The 19,282-nt window shown below is 27.3% G+C and carries 19 protein-coding genes and 1 riboswitch; of the genes, 15 read left to right on the top strand and 4 right to left on the bottom strand.

The genetic code is table 11. The features are described 5' to 3' along the window. The first annotated feature begins 121 nt into the window (after positions 1 to 121). Together VLM92_RS01330 and VLM92_RS01325 are read left to right on the top strand one after the other, a co-directional pair. On the top strand, positions 122 to 1,129 hold the full coding sequence (locus VLM92_RS01330) for a serine/threonine-protein kinase (RefSeq protein ID WP_325274553.1): 1,008 nt from the start codon (positions 122 to 124) through the stop codon (positions 1,127 to 1,129). Positions 1,130 to 1,424: 295 nt separating this feature from the next. Then, positions 1,425 to 1,907, top strand: a complete 483-nt coding sequence (locus VLM92_RS01325; protein WP_325274552.1) for a hypothetical protein — start codon at positions 1,425 to 1,427, stop codon at positions 1,905 to 1,907. Positions 1,908 to 2,000: 93 nt separating this feature from the next. Here VLM92_RS01325 and VLM92_RS01320 read toward each other — a convergent pair whose 3' ends face one another. Next, on the bottom strand, positions 2,001 to 2,171 hold the full coding sequence (locus tag VLM92_RS01320) for a DUF362 domain-containing protein (protein WP_325274551.1): 171 nt from the start codon (positions 2,169 to 2,171) through the stop codon (positions 2,001 to 2,003). Between the two features lie 248 nt (positions 2,172 to 2,419). Here VLM92_RS01320 and VLM92_RS01315 point away from each other — a divergent pair, with 248 nt between their 5' ends. The 7 genes from VLM92_RS01315 (at position 2,420) to buk (ending at position 11,134) form a co-directional block, all read left to right on the top strand. Further along, complete coding sequence (locus VLM92_RS01315; RefSeq protein ID WP_325274550.1) at positions 2,420 to 3,307, top strand: biosynthetic peptidoglycan transglycosylase; 888 nt, start codon at positions 2,420 to 2,422, stop codon at positions 3,305 to 3,307. A gap of 17 nt (positions 3,308 to 3,324) precedes the next feature. Further along, on the top strand, positions 3,325 to 3,744 hold the full coding sequence (locus VLM92_RS01310; protein WP_325274549.1) for a DUF3785 family protein: 420 nt from the start codon (positions 3,325 to 3,327) through the stop codon (positions 3,742 to 3,744). A 252-nt stretch (positions 3,745 to 3,996) separates the two neighbouring features. Beyond that, entirely contained in the window at positions 3,997 to 5,967 is a 1,971-nt protein-coding gene (locus VLM92_RS01305; RefSeq protein WP_325274548.1) for a sigma 54-interacting transcriptional regulator, read from the top strand. A gap of 261 nt (positions 5,968 to 6,228) precedes the next feature. Beyond that, positions 6,229 to 7,497 (top strand): pyridoxal phosphate-dependent aminotransferase, encoded by a 1,269-nt coding sequence (locus VLM92_RS01300; protein ID WP_325274547.1) that lies wholly within the window; start codon positions 6,229 to 6,231, stop codon positions 7,495 to 7,497. 77 nt (positions 7,498 to 7,574) lie between these two features. Continuing rightward, positions 7,575 to 9,374 carry an indolepyruvate ferredoxin oxidoreductase subunit alpha gene (gene iorA / locus VLM92_RS01295; RefSeq protein ID WP_325274546.1) on the top strand — a complete coding sequence of 600 codons (1,800 nt, stop codon included), beginning with the start codon at positions 7,575 to 7,577 and terminating at the stop codon, positions 9,372 to 9,374. A 1-nt stretch (position 9,375) separates the two neighbouring features. Beyond that, positions 9,376 to 9,969, top strand: coding sequence for an indolepyruvate oxidoreductase subunit beta (locus VLM92_RS01290; RefSeq protein WP_325274545.1), 594 nt, complete (start codon positions 9,376 to 9,378; stop codon positions 9,967 to 9,969). A gap of 79 nt (positions 9,970 to 10,048) precedes the next feature. Next, positions 10,049 to 11,134 carry a butyrate kinase gene (gene buk / locus VLM92_RS01285; RefSeq protein ID WP_325274544.1) on the top strand — a complete coding sequence of 362 codons (1,086 nt, stop codon included), beginning with the start codon at positions 10,049 to 10,051 and terminating at the stop codon, positions 11,132 to 11,134. A gap of 120 nt (positions 11,135 to 11,254) precedes the next feature. On the opposite strand, the gene VLM92_RS01280 is transcribed toward buk, so the two are convergent. After that, complete coding sequence (locus tag VLM92_RS01280) at positions 11,255 to 11,563, bottom strand: DUF1540 domain-containing protein (protein ID WP_325274543.1); 309 nt, start codon at positions 11,561 to 11,563, stop codon at positions 11,255 to 11,257. Between the two features lie 146 nt (positions 11,564 to 11,709). After that, positions 11,710 to 12,141, bottom strand: coding sequence for a hypothetical protein (locus VLM92_RS01275; protein ID WP_325274542.1), 432 nt, complete (start codon positions 12,139 to 12,141; stop codon positions 11,710 to 11,712). A 214-nt stretch (positions 12,142 to 12,355) separates the two neighbouring features. On the opposite strand from VLM92_RS01275, the gene VLM92_RS01270 reads away from it, so the two are divergent. Beyond that, on the top strand, positions 12,356 to 13,570 hold the full coding sequence (locus VLM92_RS01270; protein ID WP_325274541.1) for a pentapeptide repeat-containing protein: 1,215 nt from the start codon (positions 12,356 to 12,358) through the stop codon (positions 13,568 to 13,570). Between the two features lie 54 nt (positions 13,571 to 13,624). Here the strand turns inward: VLM92_RS01270 and yidA are convergent, their stop codons facing one another. Further along, positions 13,625 to 14,437, bottom strand: a complete 813-nt coding sequence (gene yidA / locus VLM92_RS01265; protein ID WP_325274540.1) for a sugar-phosphatase — start codon at positions 14,435 to 14,437, stop codon at positions 13,625 to 13,627. 335 nt (positions 14,438 to 14,772) lie between these two features. On the opposite strand from yidA, the gene VLM92_RS01260 reads away from it, so the two are divergent. From VLM92_RS01260 to VLM92_RS01240, 5 genes are all read left to right on the top strand, one after another. After that, positions 14,773 to 16,467, top strand: coding sequence for a M3 family oligoendopeptidase (locus VLM92_RS01260; protein ID WP_325274539.1), 1,695 nt, complete (start codon positions 14,773 to 14,775; stop codon positions 16,465 to 16,467). A gap of 170 nt (positions 16,468 to 16,637) precedes the next feature. Further along, positions 16,638 to 16,752, top strand: a riboswitch (glycine riboswitch). 97 nt (positions 16,753 to 16,849) lie between these two features. Beyond that, complete coding sequence (locus VLM92_RS01255) at positions 16,850 to 17,221, top strand: GrdX family protein (protein WP_325274538.1); 372 nt, start codon at positions 16,850 to 16,852, stop codon at positions 17,219 to 17,221. Between the two features lie 108 nt (positions 17,222 to 17,329). Then, on the top strand, positions 17,330 to 18,295 hold the full coding sequence (gene trxB / locus VLM92_RS01250; protein ID WP_325274537.1) for a thioredoxin-disulfide reductase: 966 nt from the start codon (positions 17,330 to 17,332) through the stop codon (positions 18,293 to 18,295). Between the two features lie 65 nt (positions 18,296 to 18,360). Next, a complete protein-coding gene (gene trxA, locus VLM92_RS01245; RefSeq protein WP_325274536.1) occupies positions 18,361 to 18,678 on the top strand; it encodes a thioredoxin TrxA in 318 nt (105 codons plus the stop codon). 191 nt (positions 18,679 to 18,869) lie between these two features. Continuing rightward, positions 18,870 to 19,282 (top strand): glycine/sarcosine/betaine reductase component B subunit (locus VLM92_RS01240; RefSeq protein WP_325274535.1); only part of this gene is annotated, 413 nt, incomplete at its 3' end.

The following is a 19,282-nucleotide window of genomic DNA, read 5'->3' as shown; positions in this document are numbered from 1 at the left end:
ATCAATATAATATTAAAAAAGCACATGTAAATATAGAAGATGCTATTGGCATAGATATAATTGATATTGTTAAAATTGAAGGTGTAATTCAAGAATTGCTTTCAAATTGTGGGGTGAAAATATGCAAATAAGTCCAAAGTTCAATCTTAAAATAATAGATAAAATACATTCAGAGGGAGTCAATTCTGCATTATATATTGTAGAAGATATACAATTAGGTTCTAGGTTTATTTTAAAGCAAATCGATAAAAACAATTTTAAAGAAATAGATAAGTATTTTGAAGAATCTAAAAAAGTATATAATTCTAAGCATCCTAACATTATACCTATAAATACTGCATCTTATGATGATAAGTATATATATATTACAATGCCATATTTTAAAAATGGATCTTTGTATCATTTATTGGAAAATAAAAATCTTACAATAAGACAAATAATAAAATATTCATTAGATTTTCTATCAGCTATACAATATATTCATAGTAATGGTATTATACATTGCGACATAAAGCCAAATAATATACTAATAAGTGATTCCAGAGATGCAGTATTAACAGATTTTGGATCAGCACTTTATTTGAATTATTTAGGGAATGCTAGATTAAAGAATGTTTACTATAAACATATAGCCCCTGAACAATGCACAAACTCTATGATTAGTAAAAAAATAGATATATACCAAATAGGAACTACCTTATACAGAATGTGTAATGGAAATGAAGAGTATAATAAACAGGCAAGAAGATATAAAAATTTAAATAGTTTAAAATTAGCTTGTGCAAAAGGGCGGTTTCCAATTAGAAAAAAATACTTACCCCATATACCTAAATCAATGATAAGTATAATAGAGAAATGTTTAATGATAAATCCACAAGAAAGATATGATAATGTTTTAGAAATAATGAATGATATATCAAATGTAAACGAAAATTTAGATTGGCATTATAACAAAAGGGATAAAAATTATTTCACATGGACATTGCAGAAGAATAATAAAAGTATACAAATAGCATTATATAAAGAAAATGATGTATGGAATATTATAAATGATGACAAAATAATTCCTTTTGTAGAAAGTAAAGCAAAAGGTTATAGAGAGATAAGGGAAATAATAAAAAACTACTAAAAAAATAGCCTTGCTGTAACCGATCAAGCAAGGCTATTAAAAGGGTAAAATATATTATAAAAAGGGGTTTATTAGGGAATATATTTTATTTGGGGAGTAAATAATCGGTTATTAGGGGAATAACCTTATGTAATAATAATAACAAAATTCGACAAAAAAAGCAATAAAAAATTTGAATAAAATTTAATGAAATAAAATTTGAAAAAAAATTATAAAATAAAACAAAAAAACATTTGAATTATGAATGAAAAATTTTCCTATGCATAAACTAAATAAAAATACTTAGGAGGAATGTATGAAAAGAGTTAAATTAATAGGTATGTGTACTATTTTATTTATAGCATGCATGTGTACTACTTCTATATGTATAGATAAAAGTGAAGGGTATGGGAACGATGTATGGATAAATAATATGAGTGATAATGATTTGAAAATTAGGGTAATAGATGTAAGTATATTAGAAGAAAAAATTAATATAGGGAATGTTTATGATGCATCAGCTATACTAACTATGAATGTAGCTAATAATGGCAAATATGATGTAGAATTATCTAATATAGATATTTATCCATATCAAGGTGGTAAGCCAATAAAATATTTTATCAGTACATCTCAAGAGAATATAAATGGATTTATAGGGAATGTAAAAAGTGGAGAAAGTAAAAATATTAAAATTGGATTAACACTACATAACACAAAAGAATCTATAAAATTGGAAATGTCTAATATAGAAGATATAACCAATGAAAAAGTAATGAAAAGTATAAAAATAAAATAAAAAATCCGTTGGATTTATAACTTATCGAAGAATTAGATAAGTTATAAAGGCTTAATGTAAAAAAGAAAAGCAATGCTTTTCTTTTTTTATGTATTATTCTGGTTGAGGTGCATCAACAGGACAAACACTATTGCATGCTCCACATTCGATACATATAGATGCATCTATTACATATTTATCATCTCCAGCAGAAATACAGTTAACAGGACATTCTGGTTCACAAGCACCACAGCTTATGCAAGCATCATGTATATAATAAGCCATTTTTACCACCTCCTTAATTTTAATTCATGTTATATAATACCCAAAAAAATTCTTTTTAATACAAAAATAATAATTTTAGGATTTATCATTTAAAAAATACTATATGTAAACCCAAAATTACTATAAAGAATTTTTTTCTGAAATTACATAAAATTATACAAAATATTATAATGCTAATTTTGAAAATTTGATCTTTGATTTATTTTGTATAACAATGTATAATTATTCTATAAAATGAGGAGGGTTAAATGAGTTATAACAATGACAACCAAAATAAAATAAGACGAAGAAAAGTGAATTCTAGTAATTTAGATTCACAGTCCTTAAAAAGTATCAGTAACAATGAAAAAAAGGAAATTAATAATATAAAACAAAATAAAAATCAATCTAATTGTAGAAATAATAGAAAAAGAGCAAAAACAAAGAAAAAGCTACTAAATAGAGTAAAACAAATTTTAGTAGTAATGTTAATAGTTTTAGTAGTGATTTCAGTAGTTGGTTCAGTATTTATATTTGCAGCGTTAACAAATTCTTCAAAAGTGACAAAAGAATTATTAGAAGAGAACTATATAAGTAGTGATGTTGTTAGTAAAGATGAAATACCTAAATATTTAAAAGATGCAATTGTTTCTATAGAAGATGAGCGTTTTTATAAACATAATGGAGTAGATGAAATATCTTTAGCAAGGTCATTAGTTAACAATATATTTAAAGATACGACTCAAGGTGGAAGTACTATAGAAATGCAAATTTCTAAAAATTTACTAACTAATGATGACAAAACTATAAAAAGGAAAATAAAGGATATTTATAATGCAACTTCTATGGATAAAAACATGAGTAAAGAAGATATACTAGAAGTATATTTAAATAATATATACTTAGGTAAATCATCTTATGGGATTGAAAAAGGAGCTAGAGTATACTTTGGAGAAAATGTAAGTGATTTAAATTTAGCACAGTGTGCAATGCTTGCAGGAATAACAAATAATCCAGCAAGGTATAGTGAACACAGAGAAGCTAAGATAAGACAAGAAACTATATTATATAAAATGCATGAACTTGGATATATAAATGATAAAGAATACCAAGATGCATTAGCAGAGGAAGTTCCATTTAAATCAGAAATAGAATAATAACAATGAGGTGTAAAATGAGCGTATATAAATTTAATTATGAAGGAAAAGAGTATTTATTAACTGCAGATAATTGTAGTGATATAATAAACGATGAAGAAAAACCGGTGAAGGGAATAAAAATAGAAAATGTATTACAAATATTAAATGATGCTGTGGATGTTGATTTTGATATTGAATATTATCAAGAAGCATGTCCTGAATGCTTAGCGGGTGTAAAAGAAAAACAAAAGTTTTTTGGATTTTTAGAATACCATTTTTATATATTTACTAAAAAAGGAGAATATATAATAAGTGATATAAGTAAAGAGTATGAAGGGCTGTCTTTCAATAAATTATCAAGACAAGATAAAGTTGACGATAGCTATATAATTAGTATGATAGTTTGTGAAAACTGCCAAGATTATATAGTACAAATAGAAAACTGCATAGTATAGAAAAAAATAGTCTACTGAATACCAACAGTAGACTATTTTAAAATATAAACTTATAAGGTAGTATTAAAGTAAATATAAATTTACGAAGACGATGAATGAAGCAATGTTTAAATTCATTTATTTTATAAAAAAATCATATATGATATAATACAAATAAATAAAATTTACTCGAAAATATAGATTGAAATCACATAAATATACAGACTAGTTATAGATATAAATAACATCTAAAATAGGGGGAGAGAAGATAAATTGGAAAAAATCATAGGTGTTATAGCATCCGATTATGAATTAAAAGAAAGAATAGAAAAGCTTTACTCAAAGGATATAAAAAGTGGAAATATTATAATAGACCTTATAAAAGTAGATGTGTTAGAAGAACAAGGGAAAATATTAGTAGATAAAGGTGCACAAGTTATTATTGGTAGAGGTGGAGGGTATAAATTAATATTAGATACTGTAAATGTACCAATAATACCTTTAAATATGAAGGTTATAGATTTATTAAAATCAATAAAAATAGCAAGTAACTATTCTAAAAAGATAGTGCTTATCTTAGGATATGATGAAGTTGATTTTGACTATGCAGATTGGAAAAGCATAATTAATATAGATATAATAGAGGAATGGTTTAAATCAAAATATGAAATAAGAAATAGAGTTATAAAATATTTAGATCAAAAAGATGATGTAGTTATTGTAGGAAGTGGTATAGCTTGTTCTTTTGCAAGACAATATAAAATGGATAGCGTATTTATTAATGCAAGTGATGACTCAATAAAAGAAGCAATTGAGTATTCTAAAAACTTACTTGATTCTTTAGAAGAAGAAAAATTTAATAATGAAGTATTAAGAAATATACTAGATGGAGTCAAGGATGGGATAATTGCAATTGATACAAATGGTAATATCATACTATGTAATAAAAGTGCAAAAAAAATATTAAAAGCAGAAAAAAAAGACGTGTATAATAAATCGATATTAGATATATTTTCTAAGATGGATTGGCTATTAGAATGTTTAGCCACAGGTAAAGATAATAAAATGCAAATAAGACATATAAATAATTTGGTATTAAACACAAGGTCTATGCCTATAAAAGTTGATGGAAAGATTCATGGAGTAATAGGTATATTACAAGATATAACTAAATTACAAAAACTAGAAAGAAAAATAAGAGTAAACTTAAATGAAAAAGGTTTATGTGCAAAACATACTTTTTCTGATTATATGTACAAAGATATTATAAGTAAAGAGTTTATAGAAGAAGCTAAAAAAATTGGGAAAAGTGATTATACAACCTTGTTATATGGAGAAAGTGGTTCAGGAAAAGAAATATTAGCTCAAAGTATTCATAATATAAGTAAAAGAAAAGACAAGCCTTTTGTTGCTATAAATTGTGCTACAATTTCAGAAAGTTTATTAGAAAGTGAGTTGTTTGGATATGAAGAAGGCGCTTTTACAGGAGCTAGAAAAGGTGGAAAACCGGGATTATTTGAATTAGCCCATGGTGGAACTATATTTTTAGATGAAATAAATAGTTTACCGTTTTATGTTCAAAACAAGCTTTTAAGAGTTATAGAAGAAAGACAAATAATGAGAATAGGATCAGACCATATGATTCCATTAGATATTAGAATAATAGCTGCAACAAATGAACAATTAATATCTAAAATAAAAGATAAAACTTTCAGAGCTGATTTATTTTATAGATTAAGTAGTTTAGAAATAAATATACCACCTTTAAGAAAAAGAAAAGATGATATAGTGTTTTTATTTGAATATTTTGTAAGAAAAATATTAAAGGAAAATAGTTTAAATAACTTAAATTCTATAGATGAAACCTTTAAGTTAAGTAAAGAAGAAATAATAAAACTAAAATCTCATGATTGGCCAGGAAATGTTAGAGAATTAAAAAATAGTGCACAAAAATATGTAATAACAGGAAAAATAAAAATATCTCAAATTGAAAATAAAGAAATAAAATACGCATGTTTAGATAAAGAAAAACTAAGTAAACAATATGATGAAGGTGAAACTAAAGAGGAAGTAGAGGATATTGATTATAGTAAGATTAATATTGATATAAAAGAGATTAATAAATATGTAGAAAACAAAATTATAGATATATTATTTAATCAAGGTCTTTCAAAAACTGAAGTGGCTCAGATTCTTGGAATAAGTAGAACAGCTCTATGGAAAAAATACAATAAAAATGTATAACAACAAGAAAAGGTTAACAAATATTAACATAGGTTAACAAAAATGAACATTTGACATAAAATGATTTAAAAATAAGAATATATAAAAATTAATACAATTAAGGTGAAGTTTAAAAAAATAGGTAAAATTAAAATTTAGCCTGTTTTTTTTATTTAAAATAAAAATTAAATTAATTTAATAAAAATTTAATGGAAATATATAGTATTGGCATAACAGTTGCTTCTAAATATAGGAGTGAAACAGTATACTAGGAGGGATAATATGATTCAAAGTATGGCGGCAAAGCATTCTATATGGCCGAGACAAAAAGACATAATATTTAATTTATCAGAAAGAGCTCAAAGAGCAGAAAAAACTATAGGAAGAGATAATGTAATAAATGCTACTATAGGTGCTCTTATGGATGATTATGGAACGCTAATAACGATGGATACAGTTTATAATGAATATAAATCATTAGATAACAAAGATATATCAGCATACGCTTCTTTAGAAGGGCAACCGGATTATCTTGAAGCAGTTAAAAAAGTATGTTTTAAAGAATATATGCCAGAAGGATATATAAAAGCAGTAGCATCTCCAGGTGGAAGCGGAGCAATAAAGTTAGCAACTTGGAATTACACTGAAGAAGGTGATGAAATACTAACATCAGATTGGTTTTGGAGTCCATATGTTAGTATAACAGAAGAGATAGGAAGAAAAGTAACTACATATCAATTATTTGACGAAAATAATAATTTTAATTTTAATTCATTTAAAGAAAAATTCTTAAATATAGCATCTAAACAAGAAAGAATATTTACAATTCTAAATACACCAGCACACAATCCTACTGGATATAGCGTATCAGATGACGAGTGGGATAAAATCATAGATTTATCAAAAGACGTAGCTAAGAATCCAGATAAAAAAATAATACTATTTGTAGATATTGCATATATAGATTTTGCAAGTGATGACAATGCAAGTAGAAAATTCTTTGAAAAATTCTCAAATCTTCCAGAAAACATACTTGTAATAGTTGGATTTAGTATGTCAAAAGGATTTACAGCTTATGGAATGAGAATGGGAGCTGCAATATGTATATCAGCTAGTGAAAATGTTGCTGAAGAGTTCTATTATGCATGTGTTCATTCATGTAGAGCAAACTGGTCAAATTGTAATAGAGGAGCTATGAAATTATTATCTAATATAGTTAAAGATCCAGAAAAATTCAAAAAATATACTGAAGAAAAAACAATGCATAAAGAGATGTTAAAAAGAAGAGCAAAGGTATTTGTTGAAGAAGCTGAAAAAATAGGACTTGATATACTTCCATACAGAGATGGATTCTTTGTAAGTATACCATGTGATGATCCAAGAGCAGTATGTGAAGAATTAACAAAAGATAATGTATATCTTGTACCTTTAAAAATGGGGCTTAGATTTGCAGTATGCGCAGTGAATGAAAGTAAGTGTAAAATAGCTCCAAGTATTATAAAAAATGCACTTGAATATGTTAAAGGTCAACAATTAGTTGTTGATAAATAAATTTTAAATTATTTAAAAAGGAATAAGGTAGTATGGAAGAGATTTAAACTAATAATTATTTATGGGGGAATTGAAAAATGAAACAATTAATGACAGGTAACGAGGCTATTGCTCGTGGAGCATATGAAGCTGGTGTTAAGTATGCATCTGCATACCCAGGTACTCCAAGTACAGAAATATTAGAAAATGTAGCTACATATAAAGGGGATATAGTAGCTGAGTGGGCACCAAATGAAAAGGTTGCACTAGAAGCCGTAATAGGTGGTTCAATAGCAGGTGCTAGAACTATGGCATCTATGAAACATGTTGGTATAAATGTAGCAGCAGACCCATTATTCACATTTGCTTATACAGGAGTGAATGGTGGGATGGTTTTAATATCTGCAGATGAGCCAGGAATGCACTCTTCACAAAATGAACAAGATAACAGAAACTATGCTAAGTTTGCAAAAATAGCTTTATTTGAACCAGCAACTAGTCAAGAAGCTAAAGATATGTTAAAAGAAGCATTTGAAGTAAGTGAAAAATATGATACTCCAGTTTTATATAGAGTTACAACAAGATTATGTCACTCAAAAGGAATAGTTGATTGTGTTGATAGAGTTGAAGTTGGAATAAAAGATTATGTTAAAAATCCTCAAAAAAATCTTACAGTTCCAGCACATGCTAGAGTTTTAAGACTTTCAGTAGAAGAAAGAATGAAAAAACTTGCAGATTACTCTAATAATACAGAATTAAACTACTATGAAATAAATGATACTAAAATAGGTATAGTAGCTTCAGGAATGTGTCATACATATGCAAAAGAAGTATTTGGTGAAGATGCATCATATATGAAATTAGGATTTACAAATCCAATGCCAATGGAAAAAATAAAAGAATTTGCTTCTAAAGTAGATAAGATTTATGTTATAGAAGAAAATGATCCATTTATAGAAGAACAAATGAAAGCAGCTGGAATAGATTGCATAGGAAAAGATGTATTACCAGTGTATGGAGAAATGACTCCAGATGTAATAAGAAAATCTATATTTGGAAAAACAAATGATACTATAGAATTTGATCAAGATTTAGTAGTACCAAGACCTCCAGGATTATGTGCAGGATGTCCACATAGAGGATTCTTCTATGAAATAGGTAAAAGAAAAAATGTAATGATAACAGGAGATATAGGATGCTATACTCTTGGATTTGCACCTCCATATAATGCAATGGATACAGTAGTTTGTATGGGTGCGAGTTTAAGTACAGGACATGGAGCTCAACAAGTGTTTAACATGAAAGAAGACAACAACATGAGAGTTGTAGGAGTGCTTGGAGATTCAACATTCTTCCATACAGGAGTTAACTCATTATTAGATGTTGTATATAATAACGGAAACTCAATATCAGTGATATTAGATAATAGAATAACTGGTATGACAGGACATCAACAAAACCCAGGAACAGGGTATACATTACAAGGTGATATAACTAATGAAGTAGATATAGAAGCATTAGTTAAAGCTTGTGGAGTTAAACATATAAGAAATATAGATCCTAACAACTTAAAAGAAGTAAAAGAAACACTAGACTGGGCATTTGAATTAGAGGAGCCTTCAGTAATAATAACTAGATGGCCATGTGTACTTAAAAAATTCTCTAAGCAAGACATAGAAGAATTTAACAATCCATTCACATCTAAATGTGAAGTTGACCATGATAATTGTATAGGATGTAAGATATGTATGAAGACTGGATGTCCAGCAATATCATTTGCTAAAGAGGATAAGGTAGTAAATATAGACAAAAATCAATGTGTAGGATGTAATGTTTGTTCACAAGTATGTCCTAAAGAAGCTATATCTAATAATGCTGTATCTAAGGGGGTAATGTAATATGACTAAGAGTATTCTTTTAGTAGGTGTAGGGGGACAAGGAACTATACTTGCAAGTAAATTATTAACTACAGGACTTATGGAAGCTGGATATGATGTAAAAATGAGTGAGATACATGGTATGAGTCAAAGAGGTGGTTCAGTATCTTCACAAGTTAGATACGGAAAACAAGTATATTCTCCAGTTATAGAAATAGGTGGAGCTGATATATTAGTATCTTTTGAAAAAATGGAAGCTTTAAGATGGTTAAATTACTTAAAGCCAGAAGGTAAAATAGTAGCAAATAACTATAGAATGGATTCTATGCCAATACTTACTGGAAAAGCTGAGTATAAAGAAAAAGAAATAGAAGCAGAACTTGAAAGATTAGATGCAACAATATTAAATGCAGCAGACAAAGCGGTAGAACTTGGAAATGCTAAAGTAATGAACATAATATTGTTAGGTGCACTAGCAAAATCTATGAACCTAGAAGAGATAGATTGGGAAAAAATAATAAGAGATAATGTAAAAGAAAAATTTGTAGATATAAATATAAAAGCATTCAAAGAAGGTATGGAATTAGTATCTAAAGAAGCAGTAGCTGCAAATTAATTTTAAAGTTAAGCTATTATGAGTATACAGATACTTGTAATAGCTTAATTTAAATACTATAAAGAGAAAGGTGATAATTATGAATTACAGAATATTAGCTATAAATCCAGGGTCTACATCAACTAAAATAGCAGTATATGATAATGAAAAACAAATATTAGTAAAAGGAATAGATCATCCAGCAGAAGAAATTGCAAAGTATGATAGAGTACAAGACCAATTTGATATGAGAAAGCAAGAAGTATTAAAAGTACTTTCTGAAAACAATATAGAAATAGATACTTTAAGTGCAGTTGTAGGAAGAGGTGGATTACTTCCTCCAGTAAAATCAGGTGCATATTTAGTAAATGGTGAAATGATAGATAGATTAAAAAATAGACCAGTTGTAGAACATGCATCCAATTTAGGAGCTATAATATCTTATGAAATAGCAAAACCTTTAGGAATAAATGCATACATATATGACTCTGTTGCAGTAGATGAACTTACAGATGTTGCTAGATTATCAGGAATAAAGGGAATGGATAGAGAATGTTTAAGTCATGCACTTAATTCTAGGGCTATGGCTATGAAATATGCAAAAAACAATGATAAAAAGTATAGTGACTTAAATTTAATAGTAGCTCACTTAGGTGGAGGAATAACAATAAGCCTTCATGAAAAAGGAAGAATGTCAGATATAGTATCTGATGATGAAGGACCATTTTCACCAGAAAGATCAGGTAAAGTTCCTTGTAAAAAATTAATAAATGCATGTTTTTCAGGAAAATATACTCAAAAAGAAATGCAAAAAATGATACGTGGAAAAGGTGGAATAGTTTCATACTTAAATACAGTAGATGTTAGAGAAGTAGAAAAAATGGCACAAGAAGGAAATGAGCAAGCGAAACTTGTACATGAAGCAATGACATATCAAATATCTAAAGCAATAGGAGAATTAGCAACTGTTGTAGAAGGTAAAGTTGATGCAATAATTTTAACAGGTGGAATTGCATACTCTAATATGATTACATCAAATATTAAAAAAAGAGTAGAATTTATATCTAATGTTGAAATCATGCCTGGAGAAAATGAATTAGAAGCATTATCATTAGGAACTTTAAGAGTATTAACTGGAGAAGAAAATGCTAGAAAGTATGAAGAAGAAAGCTTAGTAAATGCATAGCTAAAACATTAAAATATTACTGGATAATTTTATCCAGTAATATTTTTTATATAAAAATTTATAACTTACGCATTTATTATAAATTAGTAAATATGTAAGTTAAGCTATTTAGACAGTATGTTATTTACGAATAAAAGTTTCACAACTTGCAGTTTGAGCATTTATTTGAACACTTGGCGCTTTACAAGAACCATCGCTATTATGTGCACAATTATTAGCTTGACAAATTATGTTATTTGTTTCAGCACAAGTACACCCGCTAGCACAATTTGAAAGATTAGATGTTGATCTATCTTCAAATGATAGGCAATGAGTTGCAGATGAATTAGTAGCAATAGAACCAGATACATTTATACCACTAGCATAACAATTACTACTATTATTATAAACACAATTAGTTGCAGAGCAACTTAAATTAGAATTTGACATTTGTATATACCTCCTAAGAATATTATCTACATTAGTATGTTACAATTATATAATTTTATGTAATAAATCTTAATACATATGTTTTTAGCTATTGTTGTAGATATATAAAGTAGACAAGTTCAAGATAGGTATATGTAATTATAAATTTATAACTTAGGAATACATTTACTGCATGCTACAATTACATCATTTAGAGTTTCTCTTCCTAAGTTTTTATTAGTGTGATGTACATCTATATTATCTTTACATCCACAAATTGAACATGTATGGTTATTTTGACTTAAAACATAATCTTTAAAAATTTGCCAATGAATAGATTTTAAATAATCTTTATAATTTACTCTAACACAAGCTTCTAAAAATTCTGTGTATAAATCATCTAAGTTATCGCTAGTTAAATTAGAATATTCAGGTTGAAAATACTCACAATATTTATTTGATTTAGGTAATGAATCTAGCATTATACATTTTATATTATACTTATAATCTTTATCAGGTCCCTCTAAAGAAAGATGTGCACAAAAAGAACAGCACTCTTTAGGTAAATTTTCTTTTAGTTCTTCAATTTTATTACTCATAAGTAACCTCCCAAAAACTTATTTTAGAAATCTAATTAAATCTATGTAGATTATGTTTAATAAATAATTTAAACTTAGAGATATTACGTAACGTAAATAATATCTCTTTATAAGATATATTAAAAAAAATAGACAAGTATTCTATAAATAAAGGATTTTAATGAGAAATAAAGTATTTATTATTGATAAATTAAAAAATAGTTAGGGTGAGATGATGCAAACTCATAATTTCTCAAAAATAAGAAATGAAATTGATGTGGATTTTAAAAATAGAAAATTTGAAAATGAAAAGAAATATGGCGTTAAGCTTGAACTATTTAAAAGTAAATTTTCAATGAAATCAGAGCACATACGTGGAAATTCAAATATAAGTTATGATGATATTTATAAAATAGAAAATGAAAGTAAGATAATAATAAAAAAGATAGAAAATAAAAGTATAGGTGAATTTAAGGATAAATATAACACAAGATTTGAAAAGCTAAGGAATGTTGAATTTAAATATAATACTTTTTCTAATTGTAAGTTCAAAAACATAGAATTTTACAATTGTACATTTTATGGGAATGTATTTTCAAACTGTCAATTCAAAAATATCATATTTATTAACTGTAATTTTTATAATACAAATGAATGTATTTCAATATTTAATAGTAAAACTATATTTATAGACTGTCAATTCAAGAATTGTAACATTGAAAAAAGCATATTTGAAAATATAGATTTACATAACATAAAATTTGAACATACTAACTTAAAAGATGCTATATTGAAAAAGATATACATAAATAATGTACATATTACAGATTGTGATTGTAGGTCTTTTAAAATTATAAATCCTGATATAAAAGAGTTTGAATTTGAAGATAATTATTTAACTAAATTTGATGAATACACTTTTATAGATAAGATGAATATTGATAAAAGATATAAAAAAAATTATGTAGTAGCATTTAAACTATATAGAGGTATAGCATCAAAATTTGAAGCTAATGGTTTGTTAAACAATGCAGGTGAGTATTATTATATATCAAAGTGTATGGAATATAAATCTTTAAGCGGAATTAATAAATTTAAATCAGCAATATTTTGGTTGCTTTGTGGATATGGAGAAAGGCCAACATTTGCATTGATAACTTCTTTAGAGATTGTTCTAGTATTTGCAATTATATATATGGTAACGGGGTTAAATGTAGATGAATATGTTATAAGTTATAAAGATATATTTTCACAAGGCATTCCTATTGAAAACTTAAATCCAGATTTTATGAAATCATTGTATTTTAGTATAGTTACATTTACTACAGTAGGATATGGAGATATAACTCCCATAGGATACAGTGTATTGTTATCAGGAATAGAAATGTTATTAGGTGTAACTATGGTTGGTATATGGACAGCCACTTTAACTAGGAAAATAACAAGATAAAAGTCTGCTCATAAAGTTAGGTAAGCAGACTTTTATTTTTATATGTGCTTGTTTCTATTTATTTAATATAAATTTATCTATAACATGAGCAACTCCATGTTCATTGTTAGTTTTAGTTATATAACTAGCAATATCTTTTATACTATCTCGAGCATTTCCCATAGCAACTCCAAGACCTGCTAGCTTTATCATATGTTGATCATTTTCTTCATCGCCAACAGCTATTGTTTTTTCTATAGGTATATCTATATTTTTGCATAAAGCTTGTAGTGCAGTACCTTTATTAGCAGCTTTGTTTAAAAATTCTAAGAAGAAAGGAGCAGATCTAACTACTGTATAATTATCATAAATTTCTTTAGGAAGTACTTGTAAAATTTCCTCTAATTTTTCAGGATCATCGATAATCATTATTTTACAGAATGTTATGCTATCATCTATTTCATCTTCGCTTTTATAAACAATAGGTATTTGATTTAACTCAGCCTCTAGTACAGTATATTTACTAGGCTCATCATGTGGCGTTATTACGTTAGTTGGTGTGTTTATATGAACCTTAGTATCAAGTTCTTTTACGATTTTATATATAGTTTTAAAATCATCATAAGTCATTTCTATATTAGAAATTACCTTTTCGCTTTTTACTTCTTGAACTACTGCTCCATTAAAACATATAACATAATCACCTTCATCTGTAAGATTCAATTGTTTTAAGAGTGGAGTAACCCCTGGTAATGGTCTACCTGTTGATAATACAACTTTGGCACCGTTTTTCTTTGCTTCTTGAATAGAATTAAACACATCAGATGTGATTTTTTTTTCGCTATTTAATAAAGTTCCATCTATGTCTAGAGCTATCAATTTATACATACTAATCCTCCTAATGATATTAAAATATAAGATAAATATAATTATATCAATATATGACAAATTTATAAACTAAAATAAAAAATTCACTTTGATTGAGCGGCTTGTTGGGGAATTACTTCATGTCGCTCAAGTGGTTCGCGCACACGTGGCTCAAACGACCTTGGAAATTAGGTCCGTTGCTCAAATTTGTAATATGGTATAATATGGATTGTAAGTTTAGAGATAAAATACTAACTAGTTATGATAGTTAACTATATTTAAAAATAAAACTGTATAATATGGATTATAGTTGGTATACATAATAATACAATCAAATAATATAAGGAGATAATCAAATGAAATTTTGTGATTTTAAATATGAAAGACCAAATTATGAAGAAAGTAAGAAGAAAATTAATGATATAGTAGAAAATATAAATTCATCATCTACATATGAAGAACAAAGGGAGAATATAGACAAGCTAAATGAAATAAGAAATAACATAGAAACTATGTCTACAATATCGTCAATAAGACATAGCATAAATACAGAAGATGAGTTCTATGAAAAAGAAAGAGCTTACTGGGATGAATATTCTCCACTGTATGAAGAAGTAAACTCATTCTTTTACAAATCAGTAGTAGAATCTAAATTTAAATTAGAAATAGAAAAAGATTTTGGACAACAATTTGTAAAAATAGCAGAGTATTCATTAAAATCTTTTTCGAAAGATATAATAAAAGAACTTCAAGAAGAAAATAAACTATGTTCAGAATATACTAAGTTGCTAGCATCTGCAAAAATAAATTTTGAAGGTGAAGAAAGAAATTTATCAGGGTTAGGTAAATTTATGCTATCTAAAGACAGAGATATGAGAATAAAAGCATCAAAAGCTTATTATGGTTTTTTTGAAGAAAATAAAGAAAAGTTTGATGACATATTTGATAAGCTTGTAAAATTAAGAGCAACAATAGCAAAAAAACTTAACTTTGACAACTTTGTAGAGTTAGGCTATATAAGAATGATGAGAACTGATTATAATGCACAAATGGTTGAAAACTTTAGAAAACAAGTTCTTAAATATATAGTTCCTGTTGCAAGTGATCTTTACCAAAGGCAAGCAAAAAGATTAGGAATAGAAAAATTAAAATACGTAGATGAGAACTTTGAATTTTTAAGTGGCAATGCAACTCCAAAAGGAGATCCTGATTACATAATAGAAAATGGCAAGAAAATGTACTCAGAGTTATCAAAAGAAACAAAAGAATTTTTTGAATTTATGTTAGAAAATGAACTTATGGATTTAGTAACTAAAAAAGGAAAAGCAGCAGGTGGGTATTGCACTTATATACCTAATTATCAAGCGCCATTTATATTCTCAAACTTTAACCAAACAGCTGATGATATAGACGTATTAACTCATGAAGCGGGGCATGCTTTCCAATTATATATGTCTACATGGATTGATATGCCAGAAATAAACTTCCCAACTTATGAAAGTTGTGAGATTCATTCTATGAGTATGGAGTTTATAACTTGGCCATGGATGGATTTATTTTTTAAAGAAGACACTAAAAAATATAAATTTACTCATTTATCTTCGGCAATTAAATTTATTCCTTATGGAATAGTTGTTGATGAATTCCAACATCATATTTATGAGAATCCAAATATGAGTAAGGAAAAAAGAAAACAACTTTGGAGAGATTTAGAAAAACAATATTTACCTCATAAAGACTATGAAGGCTGTGAATTTTTAGAAAATGGAGGTTGGTGGTTTAAACAAGGCCATATATTTAAAAATCCATTTTATTATATAGATTACACTTTAGCACAAATATGTTCACTACAGTTCTGGAAAAAGATGATAGAAAATAAAGAACAAGGGTGGAATGATTACTTAGACATATGTAAAGTTGGTGGAACTAAATCTTTCTTAGATATAGTTACTATAGGTAATCTAAAATCGCCATTTGAAGATGGATGTGTAGAAAGTGTTATAGGTACCATTAAAGAATGGTTAGAGCAAGTTGAGGATAGTAAATTATAAAAATACAAATATATACAAAAATCGCGCTTTATATAAAAAATAACTCGAAAAAGTATACAAAATTTTCAAAAAAACATGTTGAAATCTAAATAGAAAGCTTATATACTTAACTTAGATAAGATAGATAAAACTTATAAGAAAAATAATATAATTAAAAATTAAATACCCGGATGAAGGGCATGGGAGACAGCTTTTAAACATAAAAGTGACCGAAGGGACAAACTTAGTTTATTAAACCAAATTAAATTAAGTGAAATTCTCAGGTAAAAAGACTATGTCTAGACGGAACTCTGAAGATTATATTAACAGAGAGAACAAATTGGGTTTTGTTTTCTCTGTTTTTTAATTGTAAAAATACAGCATTTGAAAGCGAGAGGGATTCATGGTAATAATAACTAATAATCCAATTGTTAAACAAGAAATTACAAACAAAGAAATTTTGCATAAAGACATTACATACATAGAAATATTGAAAGAATGCAGAAATCTAATACATAAGGGATATGAACTTTTATCCCATCCACTTTATGGAAGTGTGAAACCTAACGAGACACCATATCGAAGTATCATAATGAAAAAAGGAAAAAATCTAGATACAAACTCACTAATCTTAATAGAAGAAGCAATAGCGACTTCAAGTAAATTTCAAAAAAATAAAATGACTCCAAATTGGACACAAAAAGTTACAGATGATTTTAAAGTTATAGACTTTGATATCTTAAACAATACATTACAAAGAATTCAATATATATAACATTATTTCGCAAAATTGTTAAAAAAATAACAAAAATAATGTGATTTGATTTCTCAAACATGGAATTTTAAAATTCCTTTGATTGTAATATAAAAAGGGGGTAGTTTAATGGGAAATTTATATGATTTAATTATCATAGGTTCAGGTCCAGCTGGTCTTTCTGCGGGGCTTTATGGAGCAAGAGCAAAGCTTAAGACACTTATATTAGAAAAAGGAAAAACTGGTGGACAAATAGTTACTACACATGATGTAGCTAATTATCCAGGATCTGTAGAAGATGCAAGTGGACCAAAGTTAATAGCTAGAATGGTTGAACAATGCAAAAGCTTTGGAGCTGAAATGGTTAAAGATAATATAGTTGAAGCTGATATAGATGGCAAAATAAAAGTAATAAAAGGTGAAAAAGGTGAATATAAAGGTAAAGTTGTCATAATAGCAACAGGAGCAACTCCAAAAAAATTAGGAGCACCAGGAGAAAAAGAACTTACTGGAAAAGGTGTATCATACTGTGCAACATGTGATGGAGATTTCTTCACAGATTTAGAAGTATTTGCAGTTGGTGGAGGAAATAGTGCAGTTGAAGAAGGTATGTTTTTAACTAAGTTTGCTAGAAAAGTAACAATCGTTCATAGAAGAAATGAATTATCATGTGCTAAATCAATAGCTGAAAAAGCTATGGAAAATCCAAATATAGAATTTATGTTTAATACATCTATAAAGGAACTACGTGGGGATGGAATATTAGAAAAAGTTGTATTTGAAAACACTGTAACAGGTGAATTAAAAGAATATGAAGCAGATGAAGAAGATGGAACAATGGGAGTATTTGTATTTGTTGGTCTTGATCCTCAAACAGATATATTCAAAGGTAAGATAAATATGGATAAAAGGGGATACATAATAACAGACGAAGAAATGAGAACTAGTGTAGAAGGAGTATTTGCAGCAGGAGATTGTAGAGTCAAAACTTTAAGACAAGTTGTAACTGCTACAAGTGATGGTGCAATAGCTACAATAGTGGCTGAAAAATATATTGATAGTAAATTAGGTCATTTAGAAGAAGTAAATGTATAAAAATTTACTTTGGAGGAATGATTGATTAAAAATAAGAAATTAAAATATGAAGGGGGATTTAAAACATGGTAGTTTTAGATAAAAATACTTTTGAAGAAGAAGTTTTAAAGCAAGAAGGTATAGTAGTTGTAGATTTCTGGAGTGAGGGATGTGAGCCTTGCAAAGCATTACTACCAGAAGTTGAAGATTTAGCAAATCAATATGCAGATAACTTTAAGTTCTGTAAATTAGATACTACAAAAGCTAGAAGATTAGCTATAAAAGAAAAAGTATTAGGTCTTCCAACTATAGCTATATACAAAGATGGTGCAAAAGTAGATGAAGTTACAAAAGATGATGCTACAAAAACTAATATAGAAGAAATGATTAAAAAATACCTTTAATATTGTTATAAGTTTGAGATAAGCTCAAATCTATATATAAAGTTTATTTAACTAGCTCAATGAATAGATAAGATATACTAATTAAGACTTTAAAAGTAAATATACATAACTTGATTAGTATTTAAAATTAGAAAATTGAGCTAATTGTAAATTATTAAATTCTAAAAAGGAAAAAATTGGGGGGTGCAAATATGCGTCTTGAATTAGGGAAAATCTTTATAGAAGACATTCAGTTTGCTGACGTTACTGAAGTAAAAGATGGAGTTTTATACATTAATAAAGAAGAGATGCTTAAAGAAATTGGTGGAGATGAGCACATAAAATCTATAGATATAGATTTAGTTCGTCCAGGTGAAAGTGTAAGAATAACACCAGTAAAAGACGTTATAGAGCCAAGAGTTAAGGTTGAAGGTAAGGGAGGAATATTCCCAGGAATAATATCAAAAGTTGATACAGTAGGAGAAGGTAGAACTCATGCACTAAAAGGATGTGCTGTTGTAACTACAGGAAAGATAGTTGGTTTCCAAGAAGGTATAATAGATATGACAGGACCAGGTGCTGATTATTGTCCATTCTCTAAACTTAATAATGTAGTAGTTATAGC

Source organism: Romboutsia sp. (assembly GCF_035470145.1).
Lineage (GTDB): Bacteria > Bacillota > Clostridia > Peptostreptococcales > Peptostreptococcaceae > Romboutsia_D.
The sequence above is the reverse complement of the archived record's forward strand: the minus strand, read 5'-3'. Positions and strand labels throughout refer to the sequence as shown.